This window comes from Streptomyces sp. NPDC047043 (genome assembly GCF_040644055.1).
Taxonomy (GTDB): domain Bacteria; phylum Actinomycetota; class Actinomycetes; order Streptomycetales; family Streptomycetaceae; genus Streptomyces.
In genome coordinates, this window is sequence record NZ_JBEYVO010000007.1 from 286,611 (window position 1) to 302,787 (window position 16,177).

At 73.6% G+C, this 16,177-nt stretch carries 10 protein-coding genes; 2 read left to right on the forward strand and 8 right to left on the reverse strand.

Annotated features, from left to right (window positions below; genetic code table 11):
- Positions 1-3 precede the first annotated feature (3 nt).
- From ABZ880_RS13520 to ABZ880_RS13550, 7 genes are all read right to left on the reverse strand, one after another.
- A complete protein-coding gene (locus ABZ880_RS13520; RefSeq protein WP_361260979.1) occupies positions 4-342 on the reverse strand; it encodes a hypothetical protein in 339 nt (112 codons plus the stop codon).
- Entirely contained in the window at positions 336-527 is a 192-nt protein-coding gene (locus tag ABZ880_RS13525) for a hypothetical protein (protein ID WP_361260980.1), read from the reverse strand. The genes ABZ880_RS13520 and ABZ880_RS13525 overlap by 7 nt, the downstream gene beginning before the upstream one ends.
- Entirely contained in the window at positions 521-712 is a 192-nt protein-coding gene (locus tag ABZ880_RS13530) for a hypothetical protein (RefSeq protein WP_361260982.1), read from the reverse strand. The genes ABZ880_RS13525 and ABZ880_RS13530 overlap by 7 nt, the downstream gene beginning before the upstream one ends.
- Positions 706-6,534: a CHAT domain-containing protein gene (locus ABZ880_RS13535; RefSeq protein WP_361260984.1), complete on the reverse strand. Its 5,829-nt coding sequence runs from the start codon at positions 6,532-6,534 to the stop codon at positions 706-708. The genes ABZ880_RS13530 and ABZ880_RS13535 overlap by 7 nt, the downstream gene beginning before the upstream one ends.
- Positions 6,534-8,768 carry a hypothetical protein gene (locus ABZ880_RS13540; RefSeq protein WP_361260986.1) on the reverse strand — a complete coding sequence of 745 codons (2,235 nt, stop codon included), beginning with the start codon at positions 8,766-8,768 and terminating at the stop codon, positions 6,534-6,536. The genes ABZ880_RS13535 and ABZ880_RS13540 overlap by 1 nt, the downstream gene beginning before the upstream one ends.
- 1,477 nt (positions 8,769-10,245) lie before the next feature.
- Positions 10,246-10,722, reverse strand: a complete 477-nt coding sequence (locus ABZ880_RS13545; protein ID WP_361260988.1) for a hypothetical protein — start codon at positions 10,720-10,722, stop codon at positions 10,246-10,248.
- 136 nt (positions 10,723-10,858) lie between these two features.
- The gene (locus ABZ880_RS13550) at positions 10,859-12,100 is read right to left on the reverse strand and encodes an endonuclease/exonuclease/phosphatase family protein (protein ID WP_361260990.1); all 1,242 of its coding nucleotides are present in this window, start codon (positions 12,098-12,100) and stop codon (positions 10,859-10,861) included.
- 180 nt (positions 12,101-12,280) lie between these two features.
- Between ABZ880_RS13550 and cyc2 the strand changes: the two genes are divergently transcribed.
- A complete protein-coding gene (gene cyc2, locus ABZ880_RS13555) occupies positions 12,281-14,440 on the forward strand; it encodes a germacradienol/geosmin synthase Cyc2 (protein WP_361260992.1) in 2,160 nt (719 codons plus the stop codon).
- Here the strand turns inward: cyc2 and ABZ880_RS13560 are convergent.
- Positions 14,433-15,155, reverse strand: a complete 723-nt coding sequence (locus tag ABZ880_RS13560; RefSeq protein ID WP_361260994.1) for a hypothetical protein — start codon at positions 15,153-15,155, stop codon at positions 14,433-14,435. The genes cyc2 and ABZ880_RS13560 overlap by 8 nt on opposite strands.
- Before the next feature lie 96 nt (positions 15,156-15,251).
- Between ABZ880_RS13560 and ABZ880_RS13565 the strand changes: the two genes are divergently transcribed.
- Positions 15,252-16,115, forward strand: a complete 864-nt coding sequence (locus ABZ880_RS13565; RefSeq protein ID WP_361260996.1) for a LysR family transcriptional regulator — start codon at positions 15,252-15,254, stop codon at positions 16,113-16,115.
- Positions 16,116-16,177: the final 62 nt, after the last annotated feature.

Below are 16,177 nucleotides of genomic sequence, written 5' to 3' on the forward strand. Positions count from 1 at the left end.
CGGTCACCGGTCGAACCGGATCAGGTCGTCCAGCAGCCGGGCCGCCCACACCGGAGGCGGTCCGGCGGGCCGCGCCGCCTCACCGCTCTCCTCCGGCACCTCGTCCGCCCCCGGTCCGTCGCCGATGTCGTACAGGAACAGGTCGAACAGCAGCCGGCGGCGGGTGCTGCGCAGGTCGTTCCACGCCTGCTGGGTCTGCGGCGACATCAGCCCCCGCTCGTGCAGTTCGAAGGAGACGTCCTGCATCTCGGCCTGCGTCGTCCACGGCGTGACGCCCGCCGGGGCCAGCGCCGCATAGGGCGACGTCCCGGTGGGCCCACCGGCCGGATCCTCGATCAGCATGCGCCGTCCTCCTTGTCGCGGCGGCCGTGCGGTCGGTCGTGCGAGTGGCGGAGTGTGTGGTGCAGGGGATTGTGGATCCGGGTCGAGGAAGGTTCCGTGTGGGCCGCGCGGATCACGCCGTGCTCGGCGGATGCCGCGTGGGGTGGCGTCCCGGTCGCGCGACCGGCCGGATCCTCGATCAGCATGCGCCGTCCTCCTTGTCGCGGCGGCCGTGCGGTCGGTCGTGCGAGTGGCGGAGTGTGTGGTGCAGGGGACTGTGGATCCGGGTCGAGGAAGGTTCCGTGTGGGCCGCGCGGATCACGCCGTGCTCGGCGGATGCCGCGTGGGGTGGCGTCCCGGTCGCGCGACCGGCCGGGTCCTGGATCAGCATGCGCCGTCCTCCTTGTCGCCGCGGCCGGCCAGCCTTTCGCGCCAGCGGCCGACCGCGTCCAGCAGGAAACTCCGGACCTGCGCCGACGACGGGTCCGTACGGGCCGCGCGGATCAGCAGATGCACCGCCAGCGCCACGTCGCCGTCCTCCAGCGTCCGCCGGGCCCGGTCCGCCAAGTTCCTTGCCAGTCCGGCGAGATCGTTCTCGTCCGCGGGCTGTTCCTGCGCCATGGCCCGCATCAGCTCGGCCAGCCCGTCGATGCCGATGCGCTCGGACACCAGCCGCTCCAGCGCGTTCAGCGTCTCGGCGAGGGTCTCCCGGTAGTTGTGCGCCAGCTCCTGGCGCAGACCGGTGTGCAGCAGGCCGATCGCCTCGTGCAGCACCCCCAGCTGCTCCACCGGATCGGCGGTCCGCTCCTCGAGCGTGTACACCAGGGCCCGTACGAGATTGCCGCGGGCGTGGCCCGACTCCGGGTTCAGCTCCAGTGCCCGCCGCAGGTCGGCCTCCGCCGCCGGCACGTCCAGCGGCAGGCCGTGGCGCCCGCGCGAGGAGGCCCGCCACACGCCGCGCATCGACAGCACCAGCGACAGCTGCGCGTCCAGCTGCCCGGCCAGATCGTGCGCGAGCGGCTGCAGCACCGGCTTGACCTGCTCGGCCAGCACCACCGCCTCGTCCAGCGCGGCGTCCCGCTGTTCGTACGGCGTGTCGATCAGCGCCTCCATACGGCCGAGCACCATCTGTACGATCGCCCGGTTGGTGCGGGCCTGCATACCGGCGCTCTTGGACACCAGCACCGCCTGCGACCACTGCGCCAGCGCCCGGTCCAGCCCGCCCAGGCCGCTGGTGAGCGCCGTCTGCGCGAGCGAGAGCCGCACCTGCACCGCGAGCGCCGCACCGTCCTGCACGAACCGCGCCTGCCGCCGGGTCAGCCGCAGATACGCCGGGTCGCGGCGCACGAAGTCCCGGCAGTGGTCGCAGCCCTGGACGTGCGCGGCCGGTTCCGCGCCGGGCCCCGCGCAGTCCTCGGGCAGCTCGGTGAGCGCGGCCAGTGCCGGCAGCGCCACCAGCGCCTCCTCGAACCGGTGCGCCTCGGCCAGCGCATACGCCGGTGACAGCACGGAGAAGGCCCAGCGCAGCTTCCGTACCGCGAACTCGCCCGGATCCTGGCCCTGTTGGGCGGCCGCGCTCAGCTCGGCGACCCGCTCGGCCAGCGGCACCTGAAGCCGCAGCATGCGCAGATACCGGGGCCCGCAGGCCAGCGCGACGGCCGTGCCCGGCACCGTCGGCAGCCCGCCGACCTCCTTCAGCACCCGCGCCCCGCCCAGCTCCGCCTCGAACAGCGCGGTCAACTGCCGGTAGGCCCCGGCCTGTTCGGGCCGGTCCTGGTCGGTGTGGGTCTCCTCGCCCGCCGCCAGATGCTCCGACAGCCGCAGACTGAGGTCCCGGCGCAGCCGCGCGAGGTCGTCGAGCGGCACACTGCGCTGATAGCAGCCCGCGCGTTCGGCGCGCCAGCCGTCCCAGTAGCCCTCGTCGCTCAGCACCGCCGCCCAGTAGGCGAGGGCCTCCTCCCAGGCCCGCACCGCGTGCTCCCAGGCGCCGCTGTGCTCCAGCTCCCGCGCCTGCCACAGCCGGGCCACGGCCAGTCCGTGCACCACCGTCATGTCGCCGGGCGTCTTCGCGAGCCGCTCCTCCCAGGCCGCGACGGCCGCGTCCCGCCCGCGCGCGAGCAGAAGCAGCAGCGGGGCATCCTTCGGGAACCGCTCGCACAGCGCGTCCAGCGGATCGGAGCCGTCGTCCGGGGCGAGGTGCGCGACCGCCTCGCGGACCGCGGCCGGGGCGTGCCAGCGGTACAGCAGGGCGTCCAGCTCCAGCCGTCGCGCGGGCACCCGCAGCCGGTCCCAGGCCACCCGCTCCGGCCAGGTCCAGGTCGTGCCGTCGCGCTCCATCAGCGTGAACGACAGGTTGTTCACCACGTCCATCGACGAACCGGGACCGACGCCCGCGTCCCGCAGCGCCAGATACGGGAACGTCTCGTCCCGCAGCGCGAACGGGTCCGCCACCAGCGGCTCGCCGATCGCGCCGTCCACCCAGGCCAGCCGCAGCACCCCGCGCAGCCGCACCGCCTGCGCCCGCGCACCCTCGTGGTCGCCGCCGGCCCGCTCGTAGGCCTCCGCGGCCGCCGCGAACCGGCCCTGCTCCTCCAGCAGCCGCCCCTCGCAGTGCGCGAGCCGCGCCTCCGCGTCCCGGTACGGCCCGCTCGCGCGGAAGGCGTCCACCGCCCGGTGCCAGTCCCGCTGCGCCTCCGTCAGCCGGCCCCGCGCATAGGCGGCGACCACGGGCGCGTCGGCGTGACCGCGCAGCGCGTCGGCCGTACGGCACGCCTCCTCCCAGTCGCCCTCGGCCTCGGCGTGCCGGGCACGCGCGTACCGGGCGCGCACCGCGGCGTCCGCACAGCCGCCGTCGTCGGCGAAGGCATCTGCAAGCTCCGCGTACAACTCCCGTACGGCACCCCACTGTTCGGCGGTTCCGGCGACCGCCTCGGCGACCCGCGCCCGGGCGTACCGGGTGCGCGGCGCCACGTCGGCATGGCTGCCGGGCAGCTCCTCGTAGGCGGCGAGCGCCTCGGTCCAGGCCTGGTCGCGCTCGTGCAGCCGCGCCAGCACATAGCCGTGCAGCAGCGCGAACTCCGCGTCGTCCGCGGCGTACGGCTCGAACAGGCCGCGGGCCCGCTCCAGTTCGGCCAGGCTCAGCGCGTGCTGCCCGGTGGCCTTGCGGCGCAGCAGCCCGACCGCCCCGTCCAGGGCCTCGTCCGGTACGCCGTCCAGGTGGCCGAGCACGGAGGTCCAGGTGTCCGGTCTGGCGTCCTCCTGCTGCTCGGCGACCCTTGCGCGCGCGTACTTGCGGCGGTGGCCCACATCGCCGTCCGCATGGCTGTCCGGCAACCCGCCGAAGTCCAGTACGGCGGCCTTCCAGTCACCGCGCGCACCGGCGGCCCGGCCCTGCGCGTACAGCCGCAGCGCCTCGGGCGGCTCCGGGAAGTCATGGATGTGGTCGGGCACTTCGGCGAAGTGCTCCCGGGCCGCGTCCCACTCCTCGCACAGTGCAGCGGCCCGCCCGAGGGCGTACCGCAGCCGTGCCTGCGCATCCGGTTGACCGGCCTCGGAGTACGCCTCGGCCGCCGCCGACCACTCCCCGGCGGCCTCCGCGACCCTGCCCTCGGCGAACCGCCGCTGCACCCACGTGTCCTCGTACGTGTCCGGCAACAGCCGCAGACACTCCAGCGCCCGCTCCCACTGCCCCGACTCGGAGGCGGCCACGGCACTTTCGCGCACCCGCTCCTGCAACTCCGGGACCCAGGAGCCGGGGTCGGGGTCGGGCAGGCCATGGGCCAACTCGACCGGGGAATCGGTCACTTGGTCGCCGCCGACGACCGTGACGTTCCTCGGTTCCGGCCGATGCGCTCCCGCAGTGTCGGCCTCCGGTTCCAGTTCGGCTTCGGCCGCCCGCATCGCGGCCAGCGCCTCGCACCAGGCACCGTCCTTGACGGCGGCACGGCCCCGCGCATGGTGGGCCCGCACCACGGCGTCGTCGAACCCGACGGCCACGGCGAACCGCTCGGCCGCCTCCTCCCACCGCTCCTCGACCTCGGCGACGCGCGCGGCGGCGTAGTCCAGCCAGGAGGAGAGACCGGGGGAGTGGGCGCACCGGGGGTGGGCGTGCCCGTTCGAGGCCGCGGTGCCGGCGAACGGGGCGAGGGCGACGCCCCCCGAGTCCGGGACGGCCGCATGTCCGTTGCGAGCCGCAGCCTCCTGCGTGAAGTCCTCCTGCGGTACGTCCGGGGCTGTCACGTCGGCGGCCGCGTACAGCGCCGACGCCTGCGCGAACGCCTCGTGGGCCGTTCTCCAGTCGCCGGCCGCGCCGGCCGCCCGGGCGCGGGCGTAGGCCCCGCGGGCCGTCGCGTCGTACAGCTGGGGGCAGCGCCCGAAGGCGTCCGCCGCGGCGGGCCAGTCACCGTCGTCCTCGGCGCTGCGGCCGTCCGCGTACGCCGTGCCCGCCAGCGCCGGACGGTGGTCGCGCCGCAGATCGAGGGCGTGGCCGTAGGCGGTGGACGCGCCGGCCCAGTCGCCCGCGGCGCATGCCGCTGCCGCCCGCTCGCAGGCGTCCGTCAGCGCCAGCTCCTCGGCGGCGGCCGCGCGCAGCCGCACCGTGTCGCCGAACCCGGCCGGCCGCTCGGCGAGGAGCTCCTCGCACAGCGCGAGCGCCGTGGCCCAGTCCGCCTCGCGTCCGGCGGTGTGCGCCCGCTCCAGCAGCCCGGTGAGCCGGGAGAGGTCCAGCACCTCCTTGTCCAGGAGGGGCAGCCAGGCCCGATCGCCGTCCGGCAGCGCACCTCGGACCGCGGACAGCGCGTGCTGCGCCGCCGGCGCCTCCTCGTCCGCGAGCAGCTCGCACAGCCCCTGCACCTTGGGCCAGGCCAGCTCGTACGCGGCCTCCTCCCGCAGCAGTTGCTGCTCCTTGCGGTACCGCTGGGTGTCGGTGGCGAGGATGCTGCGTACGTCCTCCCACTTCCTGCGCAGCCGCTGGAAGCGGGCCGCCTCGATCAGCTGGGCCGAATTCACGTCCCCGATGGGGTTGTTGAAGGCTCCCAGCGCCTCGGCGCCCTGCCGCAGCGGATCGTGCGCGGCGCGCTCGCCGTCGCGTACCTCGCGTGCCTTGAACAGCCAGCCGTGGCGGCATTCCTCGTGCAGGAACAGTGCGGGCGTCGCCCACTCGGTTGCGGTGTGTCCGCGCTGGTAGGAGATGGTGCGGCGGGCGTGTGCCATCGCCTCGTCGATCGTCTGGTTGGCCGCGATCTTCTTCAGCAGTGCGGGCCCGAACAGCCCCGCCGACCGGTCGCTCACCCGCCCGTGCATGGCCACCACGGCGGGCACTCCGCCCCCGATCAGCGCCTGGGCGAGCCCCGAGAACGGCTCGGTGTGCGAACTGTCCGCCCCGGAGCAGAGGTTGAGCACCGCGAGACGTAACCCGGGCGCCCGCAACAGCATGCCGCTCAGCAGGTCCGCGGGCACCAGGTCGGTGCCGCCGCCCGGGGTCTCCAGGTGCACCATGCCCTTGCCGAGCTCGGTGTCGTACGACCCGTGGGCGATCAGCAGGACGGCGGTGGGCAGGTCCGAGCGCTCGCCCAGCGCGGCCTCCAGCCGGTCGCGGGTGGCCGGCCGCACCAGCGTCGTCTCGACGGCGACCTGCGGCAAATCCCGTAAGAGAAGGGCGACTTCGTCCTCACCGACCGGCAGTGCCTCGCCGTCCGGCGAGGCGTGCACGACCAGCAGGCGGATCTTGCTCGGCGCGTCCTGCGGCGCGGGCAGCCGGTGGCCGATCGGCCCGCCCCGCAGCGACCGCACCAGCGACAGGTTGTCGTGCAGAGCCGTCGACTGGCCCGGCTCGGTGGCGGGCGCGCACAGCGCCTCCAGCGGCAGCGAGCGCAGGGCGGGCGGCAGATCGAAACGCAGGCGAAGCCCGCGCGCGGGCTGCAACTGCCGTACGTACTCCTGCGCCTCGCCCAGATACTCCGCCGCCCGCGGGCCCAGCAGCAGACCGAAGACGTCCCGGCCCAGGTCCCGCAGCCGGGAGGCGGCATCCTGGTCGCCGAGCGGCGCGTACCCCAACTCGGCCTCGACCAGGCGCTCCCAGCGCCTGCGATACGCCTCGGGCCGGCCGTCGTCCACCGCGAGCACCTCCGCGGCGCCGCCGACCCCGCTGACCGTCAGCACATGACGGTGCACGCCGACCGGGCGCACCCGGAAGCGCAGTTCCTCGTACTCCATCACTCCGGCAGTCCCCCGATCCGCCCTTGCTCCAACTCCGAGTGAACCAGGGCGAGATCGTCCTGCACCAGATCCCGGAGCTCGGCGAGTTCCGGATCCTCGGGAAAGTGCGCCAAGCCGTCCGTGAGGTGGTCCACCGCTTCCTTCAGCTTGTTCCTGGCGCCCACCAGACTTCCCGACCAGCGCATACGGGCCCCGAGGATGCGCAGGACGACGCCGAGGTTGACCTGGGCGCGGTGCAGATGCGGGTTGAGCTCGACCGCGCGGCGCAGATCGGCGGCGGGCGCCTCCAGCCGCTCCATGTCGGCGTTGGCCCGAGTGATGCCCCGCTCCGTGAGTACCCGCGCCAACTGCCCCTTCAGCCGGTCGTGTTGCCCTTCGTCGAGCAGCGCATAGGCGGCCTCCAAGGTCGCCCCGGCGGCATTGATGTCACCGCTTCGGTGCAATGCCTTGGCCGCACCGAGCGCGGTGTCGGCGACGATGGCCTCGACCTCCGCGCCCTGCCCGATCGCCCGCGCGTGCACAAGCGCCTTCTGCCAACTCGCCGCCGCCGTACGCACATCGGGCGCGACGGGAGTGAGCGCCACCTGCCCCTGAGCAAGCCGCGCCGCCATGGCCAGCGCCCGCCCGTCCAGCATCAACTGCCGGTGCCTGCCGGCCTGTCCTGCGTAGGCCGGGTTACGGGCGTCGAAGTGGACACAGCCGGGATCACAGACGGCGGCGCGGTCCGGGCGGCGAGGGGTTTGGGCGGGGTGCGCCTGCGAGTGTTCGTGCGCCGTGGTCGGGGTGTGGGTTGGGGGTGGGTTGGTTTCTACGGCGGCCGGGGTGCCGTTCGGGCTGGTGGCTGAACGGGCGCGGCAGCTCGGGCAGCGGAGGCCGGACAGGGCGGCGAGGGCCTCGCCGGGACGGTCGAGCCGGAGCAGGGCCTGGGCGAGGCCGAGGTGCGAGAAGGCCTGGCGCAGCGCCGGTGCCGCATCGCCCGCCGCGCTGACGAAGGCTCCCAACTCCGGTTCCCTGCCCAGCTCCACGATCCGCAGGGGGCCGCAGACGAGGGGCCCGGAAGCAGTCGCGAGCGGCAGCCCGCCGGCGTCCGCCAGCAGCCGCGCCGCCTCGATCTCCCGGTGCAGCAGCGCCTCGGGAGAGGTACGGCCGCCTGCGTCGCCCTCGGGCATGAGCGCCTCGAGCCGATCCTGGAGGTCACCGCGGAGCGTGACGAGATCCTTGTCCCCGACGGCCACCCCATACCGCCCGGCCGCCTCACCCCGCCGCCGCTCCCAGAAAGCGGAGTCGTGCAACAGGCCGCCCCAGAGTGCGATGCAGCGCTTCCAGGCATTTGCGGGGTCGGTCGTGCTGCCTGCTTTGCCTGCGCTGCCCGAGCCGCCCGGACCGGCAGGTCGGCCGACGTGGCTCGGGTCGGCGGTATAGGCTGGTCGGTTCGCCTGGCCTGCGTCGATCGTGCCATCCGCGGGGGTCGTGCTGCCGGCGGCCGTCGTGATGCCCTCGCTGCCGGGCTCGCCCGCGTGGCCGACGCCTGCCGTGCGTCGCGGCTCGGCCGTGTCGCCCGCACCGGTCACCGTCCTCGCGCCGCCAGGCTCATCCTCGTCGCCTGCCCCGGCCGTGCCGTTCGCCCCGCTGGTTCCGGCCGTGCTGCCCGCGCCGGTGGCGGCGGGTGCCCGGCCCGTTCTGCTGCCGCCCCTCTTGTCCTCGGTGGCCGTGCTGCCTCCACCCGCCGTGCCACCCTCGCCGGTCTCCCCGTCGGCGGGCGTCAGCGCGTGCCAAGCCATCAGCGCCAGGTTGTGGGCGAGACGGCGGTCGGTGGGGGCGGAGCGGGACGCGGACGTGAGCACGGTGAGGCCGTCGTCGCGGCGTCCGCTCAGGCAGAGGGCGACCGCGTGCGGCAGCGCGAAATCCCGTCCCCCCGGGTCGAGTTGACGGGCCCGGTCCAGCAGCGCCGCGGCTCGGCTCCAGTCGTCGTGCGCCCGCGAGCGGCCCTGCGCCCGCCCCATCGCGGTTCGCGCGGCCGCACCCAACAGCCGGGCGACGTCCCGCGCCGCCGCGCCCGACAACGCCGCCAGCACCCAACGGGCCTCCGCGTCCAGCGCGCCGACCCGCTCCGCGGACCGCAAGTCGGCGAGCGCGTCCGCGGGCCGGCCGAGCCGCACCCGGACGTACGCCCGCTGCACCAGACTCGGCCCGTCCCCGCCCCACCGCTCCACGACCTCTGTGAACCTCAACTCGGCCGTCGCGTAAGCCTCTTGGCGGTGCACCCCCTGGTGCGCGGCGGAACACCCCAGCCAGTACAACGGATCCCGGTCAGCCGGACGCAGCCGCGCGGCCCGCCGGAACTCCTTCTCGGCTCTTCCGGGTTCCCCCGCCCCGAGCATCAACCGCCCCAGCCCGACATGCGCCCGCGCGGCAAGCCGATCGGCGGAGACACCGGGTTCGCGGACGGGCCCGGGCCGGGACGTGGTACTGCCCGGAGCCGGCGCCGCGTCTGCCGCGACCGCATCGACGGACTCGTCAGCTAGGCCGTCATCCGCGCAACCGGCGAAAGAGCCCGCGCCGCCTGCCGCCCCGCCACTCCGGGCAGGCAACACATCGCCCGCCACCCCACCCGCCACACGTCCACCCACGTGGACCGCACTGCCATCCGCGTCCGCACCGGCTGCCGCCCCACGACCCGTGTTCGCAGTGGCCGCCGTCTTGCCACCCGTGTCCGTACCGGCTGCTGTCCCGGCGCCTGTGTCCGTGCCGGCTGCTGTCCCGGCACCCGTGTTCGCACCGGCTGCCGCCCAGCTGCCTGTGTTCGCAGTGGCCGCAGTCTCGCCGCCCGCGTCGGCACCGGTTGCCGTTCCGCTGCTCGTATCCGGACCGGCCGTCGTTTCGCTGTCCGTGTCCGCAGTGGCCGCAGTCTTGCCACCTGTGTCCGTACCGGCTGCTGTCCCGGCGCCTGTGTCCGCAGTGGCCGCAGTCTCGCCGCCCGCGTCGGCACCGGCTGCCGTCCCGCTGCTCGTATCCGGACCGGCCGTCGTCTCGCTGTCCGTGTCCGCAGTGGCCGCAGTCTTGCCACCCGTGTCCGTACCGGCTGCTGTCCCGGCGCCTGTGTCCGTACCGGCTGCTGTCCCGGCGCCTGTGTCCGCAGTGGCCGCAGTCTCGCCGCCCGCGTCGGCACCGGTTGCCGTTCCGCTGCTCGTATCCGGACCGGCCGTCGTTTCGCTGTCCGTGTCCGCAGTGGCCGCAGTTTTGCCACCTGTGTTCGCACCGGTTGCCGTCCCGCTGCTCGCATCCGGACCGGCCGTCGTCTCGCTGTCCGTGTCCGCACCGGCCGTAGTCTCGCCACCCGCACCCGCTGCCGTCCCGCCACCCGCACCGACCGCTGTACCGCCCCCCGCGTCCCCACCGGCCACCACCCCGTCACCCGCGCCGCGCCCGTCGTAGCCGCCGTCCTCGGGCTTGCCGTCCCCCTCGCGCTCGCCCCCGCAGGGCTCGTCCCCGCAGGGCCCGCCCCCCTCCGCACTCCCGTCCTCCAGCGGCCCCACCCCCGCGAGCACCGCCCGAAACGCCTGCCCCGCTCCCTCCAAGTCCCCGGCGGCGAGAAGGGATTCGCCCTCCTCGCAGTTCCGTAAGGCCCGCTTCAGCTCACTGGGCTGCATCAGTCCCCGGCCCCCGATCCGTGGTGCACGTCGCCGTACGGCACTTCGTCGCCGCGCCTCAGCCCGCTGCCTCGTCCAGCTCGGACCGCCACCGGCCGAGCGCACGGTCGTAGTGGAGGGGGCCGACGGTGAACCGGGTCAGATCGAGCACCGCCAGCTGCTCGTACGCGCTCTGCGGCAGGTCCCCCTCGAGGACGATCTGCAGCTCGGTCCGCGCGTCGTGGAGCACCAGCGGGCGGGGGGTCTGTTCCGGTGCTGCGCCCCCGCCGCGCCGGGTCAGCCGTCCCACGAGGTCCTTGAGCGCGCGGTAGCCGTCCTTGACCGCCTCACCGCCCAGCCCGCTCAGGAACGCCTGCAGCGGCAGCGACGCCAGGACCAGCCACTGCAGCTCGGCCGGGCCGCGATGGTCGACGGCCCGCCGCACCCGGACCGTGGGCGCCCCCAACTCGCCGAACCCCGCGGCCAGTTCCCCCTCCAGCTCCTCGGACACGTCGTGGGCGAACAGCAGTTCGGCGCGCAGCGGTGCCTCGGTCATGACGGCCTACCTCCCCCGGGCCGTTACGGCCGGTCGGCTTCCATGTGGCGCCCGAGCCTAGGGCCCCCGGATCGTGGTCCGCCACCTGAACGCCCCTGCCTTCACCCCTACTTGGCAGTACGGGCACAGTGTCCGGTCAGCCCACCCGGACCTCCTGCCACACCATCCGGTGGTCCGAGGTCACCACGGTCGTGCCGTCGCCCACGAGGCGGTACAGCGGATCGTCGGACGTCGGCCAGAACACCCCGTTCGCGCCGGGCGTCAGCCCCTTGGACGGCAGGATGTGGTCGACCCGCAGGTTCCCGGGCGCGCTGTCGTTGAAGTCGCCCGTGTCGTACGCCGGATTCCCGATCTGCGAGGCGTTCGCACCGCCCTGCAGCCGCGCCGCCTCCACGCCGCCCGCGCTCGCCGGCGGGGTGGCCGGCAGGCGCACCGCCGGGTGGTCCAGCAGCTGCCGTACGGCATGGTCGTAGCTGTCGCCGTCCAGTGGATCCGCGTTCAGGTCGCCCGCGATCACGAACCGCGCCCCGGGCCGCAGCCCGCCGCGCACACCCTTGTCGTCGTACAGGTAGGCGCTGCGGCGGCGCCCGCCCGTGTAGTCGGCCCAGAGCCGGATCTCGTCGTGGTTGCGCCGGCCGTTTCGGTCCTCGGGGCCGTCGAAGGTGGGCGGCGTCGGGTGCGACACCAGGAAGTGCACGGTCTCGTGGCCGATGCGCACGGGCACGTCCCAGTGGCTCTTGGAGGACAGCCGGAAGATCGCGCGGGCCTGGTCACTGTAGTAGCCCGGTGGCATCACGTTGTCCGGCATGTCCTTCCACAGGAAGTGCTGGAAGGAGCGCGCCGCGCGCGTGTCGAGGGGGTACTTGGAGAGCACGACCATGCCGTACTGCCCGGGGAACCAGCCGTACCCGAAGGCGTCCTGCCCGTACGCGTCCGAACCCGGCGTCGTCACCGCGCCGTTCTTCCCGTCGAGGTCCACGCCGGAGGTCACGCCCGTGTTCACCGGGCCGGTGAAGTGGTACGGGAAGTGGATCGGCCGCGAGCCGTTGTGCCCCACGGCGAGGTAGTTGCGCAGGAACAGCCCGACCGCCGTGCCGTGTTCGTCGTAGTCGAACTCGTTGATCAGCAGCACGTCCGGGTTCACGCGCTGGATGGTCTCCGCGACGTTCTGCGCCTGGGTGTTGCCGGGTGTGGACAGGTCGGTGACCAGGGCTCCCTGCGTGCCGCGGTTCAGGGAGGCGTTGAAGGTCGCGAACCGCACCGTGCGCCCGTGGCGTTGGGCCGCCGCGGCGGGGAGCGCGGCGGTGCCGGTCAGCGCGGCCCCGGCGAGCGAGGCGAGTGCGGTACGGCGGGAGAAGAGTCTGGGGCGGTGGTTCATCGGGACTCCGTTCCTGCGAGGAGAGCGAGGGAGGAGAGGCTGAACTTCGTCAGTCTGCGCGCGTAGAGATGAACGCCACAAGAGCCCGCCAGACTCCCGGATTCACCCCTGATTCACGCGATGGTGTGATCATGTCCGGGCTCGCGGATGGTCCCGGAGGGCCGCGGGTAGGGCCCGGCCATGACGCAGCAGCCCTTCGAACTCCCGCACTTCTACATGCCGTATCAGGCGCGGCTGAACCCGCACGTCGACGAGGCGCGCGCCCACTCGACCGAGTGGGCGCGCGAGATGGGCATGCTGGAGGGGTCCGGGATCTGGGAGCAGTCCGACCTCGACGCACACGACTACGGACTGCTCTGCGCCTACACCCACCCTGACTGCGACGGCCCCGCGCTGTCGCTGATCACCGACTGGTACGTGTGGGTCTTCTTCTTCGACGACCACTTCCTGGAGATCTTCAAGCGCACCCAGGACCGCGTCGGCGGCAAGGCCTATCTGGACCGGCTGCCCCTGTTCATGCCGCTCGACCTCTCGACTCCCGTACCGGAGCCGCAGAACCCGGTCGAGGCCGGACTCGCCGACCTGTGGGCGCGCACCGTGCCCTCGATGTCGGTGGACTGGCGCCGCCGTTTCGCCGTCGCGACCGAGCATCTCCTCAACGAGTCGCTGTGGGAGCTGTCCAACATCAACGAGGGGCGGATCGCCAACCCCGTCGAGTACATCGAGATGCGCCGCAAGGTGGGCGGCGCGCCCTGGTCGGCGGGGCTCGTGGAGTACGCGACGGCCGAAGTCCCGGACGCCGTCGCGGAGTCGAGGCCGCTCAGGGTGCTGATGGAGACGTTCTCCGACGCCGTGCACCTGCGCAACGACCTGTTCTCCTACCAGCGCGAGGTCGAGGACGAGGGCGAGAACAGCAACGGCGTGCTCGTCCTGGAGACCTTCTTCGGCTGCACCACACAGGAGGCCGCCGACACGGTCAACGACATCCTGACCTCCCGCCTCCACCAGTTCGAGCACACCGCCCTCACCGAAGTGCCCGCACTCGCCCTGGAGAAGGGCCTCACCCCACCTGAGGTCTCCGCCGTCGCCAAGTACGCGCAAGGACTTCAGGACTGGCAGTCCGGCGGCCACGAATGGCACATGCGCTCCAGCCGCTACATGAACGCCCGCGCGCAGTCCACCAACCCGTGGCACGGCCTGACCGGTCCCGGCACCTCCGCGGCCGACGTCGGCGCCCTGCTCGCTGCGGCCGGCGCCGAGCGGCTGCGCGCGTACACGCATGTGCCGTTCCAGAAGGTCGGCCCGTCCCGGCTCCCCGACTTCCACATGCCCTTCCAGGTCGGGCTGAGCCCGCACCTGGAATCCGCCCGCCCGCGCCTCACCGCCTGGATGCACGCCATGGGCATGCTCCAGGAGGGCGTCTGGGACGAGGACAAACTCGCCGCGTACGACCTCCCGTTGTGCTCGGCGGGCATCGACCCGGACGCGAGCCCCGAGGCGCTCGACCTCAGCGCCCAGTGGCTCGCCTGGGGCACGTACGGCGACGACTACTACCCCCTCGTCTTCGGTCACCGCCGGGACCTGGCCGCCGCCCGCCTGACCACGCAGCGCCTGTCGGACTGCATGCCCGTGGACGGCGAGGAGTCCCTCGTCCCGGTCAACGGCATGGAGCGCGGCCTGCTCGACCTGTGGGCGCGCACGACGGCGGAGATGACCCCCGACCAGCGGCGCACCCTCAAGGACTCGGTGAACGTGATGACCGAGAGCTGGGTGTGGGAGCTGTCCAACCAGCTGCAGCACCGCATCCCCGACCCGGTCGACTACCTGGAGATGCGCCGCGCCACCTTCGGCTCCGACCTCACCATGAGCCTGTGCCGGACGGGCCACGGCCCCGCCGTCCCGCCCGAGGTCTACCGCAGCGGCCCGGTCCGCTCCCTGGAGAACGCCGCCGTCGACTACGCATGCCTCATCAACGACGTCTTCTCGTACCAGAAGGAGATCGAGTACGAGGGCGAGATCCACAACGCGATCCTCGTCGTGCAGAACTTCTTCGGCGTCGACTACCCGACCGCGCTCGGCGTCGTCCACGACCTGATGACCCAGCGGATGCAGCAGTTCGAGCATGTCGCGGCCCACGAACTCCCGGTCGTCTACGACGACTTCGCCCTGTCGGACGAGGCGCGCGAGGTCATGCGGGGCTATGTGAAGGACCTGGAGAACTGGCTGGCGGGCATCCTCCACTGGCACCGGAACGTGGACCGCTACAAGGCCGACTACCTGGCCCGCCGCACCCACACCTTCCTCCCGGACCACCCTCCGGCGGCGGTGTCGATCAGCTGAGGACCGCGGCCCGTTCCACCGCGGCTCGCGCCAGCGCCCGGACCATCGGGTGCGGGTGCGAGCCGTCGCCGGCCAGCTCCGGCTGGAAGAGGGAGGCCAGGAAGAAGGGGTGGCCCGGTAGTTCGGCGATCCGGATGTTGCCGTCCTGGTCGTGCCCGGAGAAGCGCAGACCGTGCGCGCGCAGGGTGTCGAGGTGACGGGAGGGGCCGTAGGCGCAGTGGTACCGCTCGACCGTGCGCTGTGAGCCGATGACCGTGTGGGCGAGCGAGCCCGGCTCGATCGTGATCACGGCCTCGTGGCCGACGAGCGAGCAGGCCAGCGGCTCGATGAGCGGATCGTCGGCGTCGGGGTCGTTCTCGGCGTGCGCGGCCCGGTCGAGCCCGCAGACGTTGCGGGCGTACTCCAGGAGTGCGTGCTGCAGCCCGGCGCAGGTGCCGAGGAAGGGGATGCCTTCCACGCGCGCGGTGCGGATCGCCGTCAGCGCCCCCGCCTCGCTGCGGTACGGGCTGCCCGGCAGCACCCACACGGCGTCGAACCCGCGCACCGCGTCCTCGGCCTCGGCGTCCTCGGTCGGGATCCAGTACGCGTCGAGGCCGATGCGGTCGCGCTCGGCGAGGGCATCGAGCAGTAGCGGGATGCGGGTGTGCGAGACGACGTGCGGGGAGCGGTCCCCGACCAGGGCGATCTTCGCGATACGCGCTGCGGTGTGTGTCATGCCCCTCATCCTGGGCGCGACGCGAGATTCACGTCCAACGATGATTTCTGCACCCTCGATAAGCAGAGCTGATGAGGCCGGTGCATCCTGGCCGACATGGACCCGCACCTCCTGCGCACCTACGTCACCGTCGCCCGCCTCGCCTCCTTCTCCGAGGCCGCGCGCGAGCTCGGCTACACCCAGTCGGCGGTGTCCCAGCACATCGCCGCCCTCGAACAGGACCTGGGCGCGCCCCTCCTCACCCGCCGCCCCGTCGCGCCCACCCCTGCCGGCGAGCGGCTGCTCGAGCACGCGGGCCCGCTGCTGCTGCGCCTGGACGCGGCCCGCGCCGACGTCGTACGGATGGCGGCCGCACCCGAACACGGCCTGACACTCGCCACGACCCCCACCGCACTCACCGCGCGTGCCGTCGCCGCACTCCCGGCCGCGGGCGTGACCCTGCGGGTGCTGCCCCGCGAAGAGATCCCGGCCGAAGTCGCCACCGGCACGGCGGGCCTCGGCCTCGTCGACGGCCTCGCCGCCCCCAGCGACCCGCTGCGACTGCCCGACGTGGCGCCGCTGACCACGCACGGCGTGGAGGAGGAGCCCGTACGCGTCCTCCTCCCCGCCGCTCACCCCCTCGCCCACCGCCCCGGCCTGCGCCTCGGCGACCTCGCCGACGCCCGCTGGCTGGACGCCCCCGACGCGGGCCTCCCGCTGGCCCAGCTCCGCGCCGCGAACGGCGGCCACGGTTTCCGCCCCGCCCTGCGCTACGACGGCACCGACGTCCGCACCCTCACCACCCTCGCCGCCGCGGGCCACGGGCTGACCCTGCTGCCCGACTCGGCGGCGGACGTGCCGGGCACGGTGGCCGTTCCCCTCACGCACCCGCGCCTCGTGCACCGGACGGAACTGGTGTACGCAGGCTCACCCCGCGGGGCTGCGGCGACGCTGGCGGAGGCGCTGGGCGCACCCGCGTGACCTCCGGTTCCGCCCCAAGTGGACGAAGGATTCCCGCCCTTGACGGTGAGTCAGTCTCACTC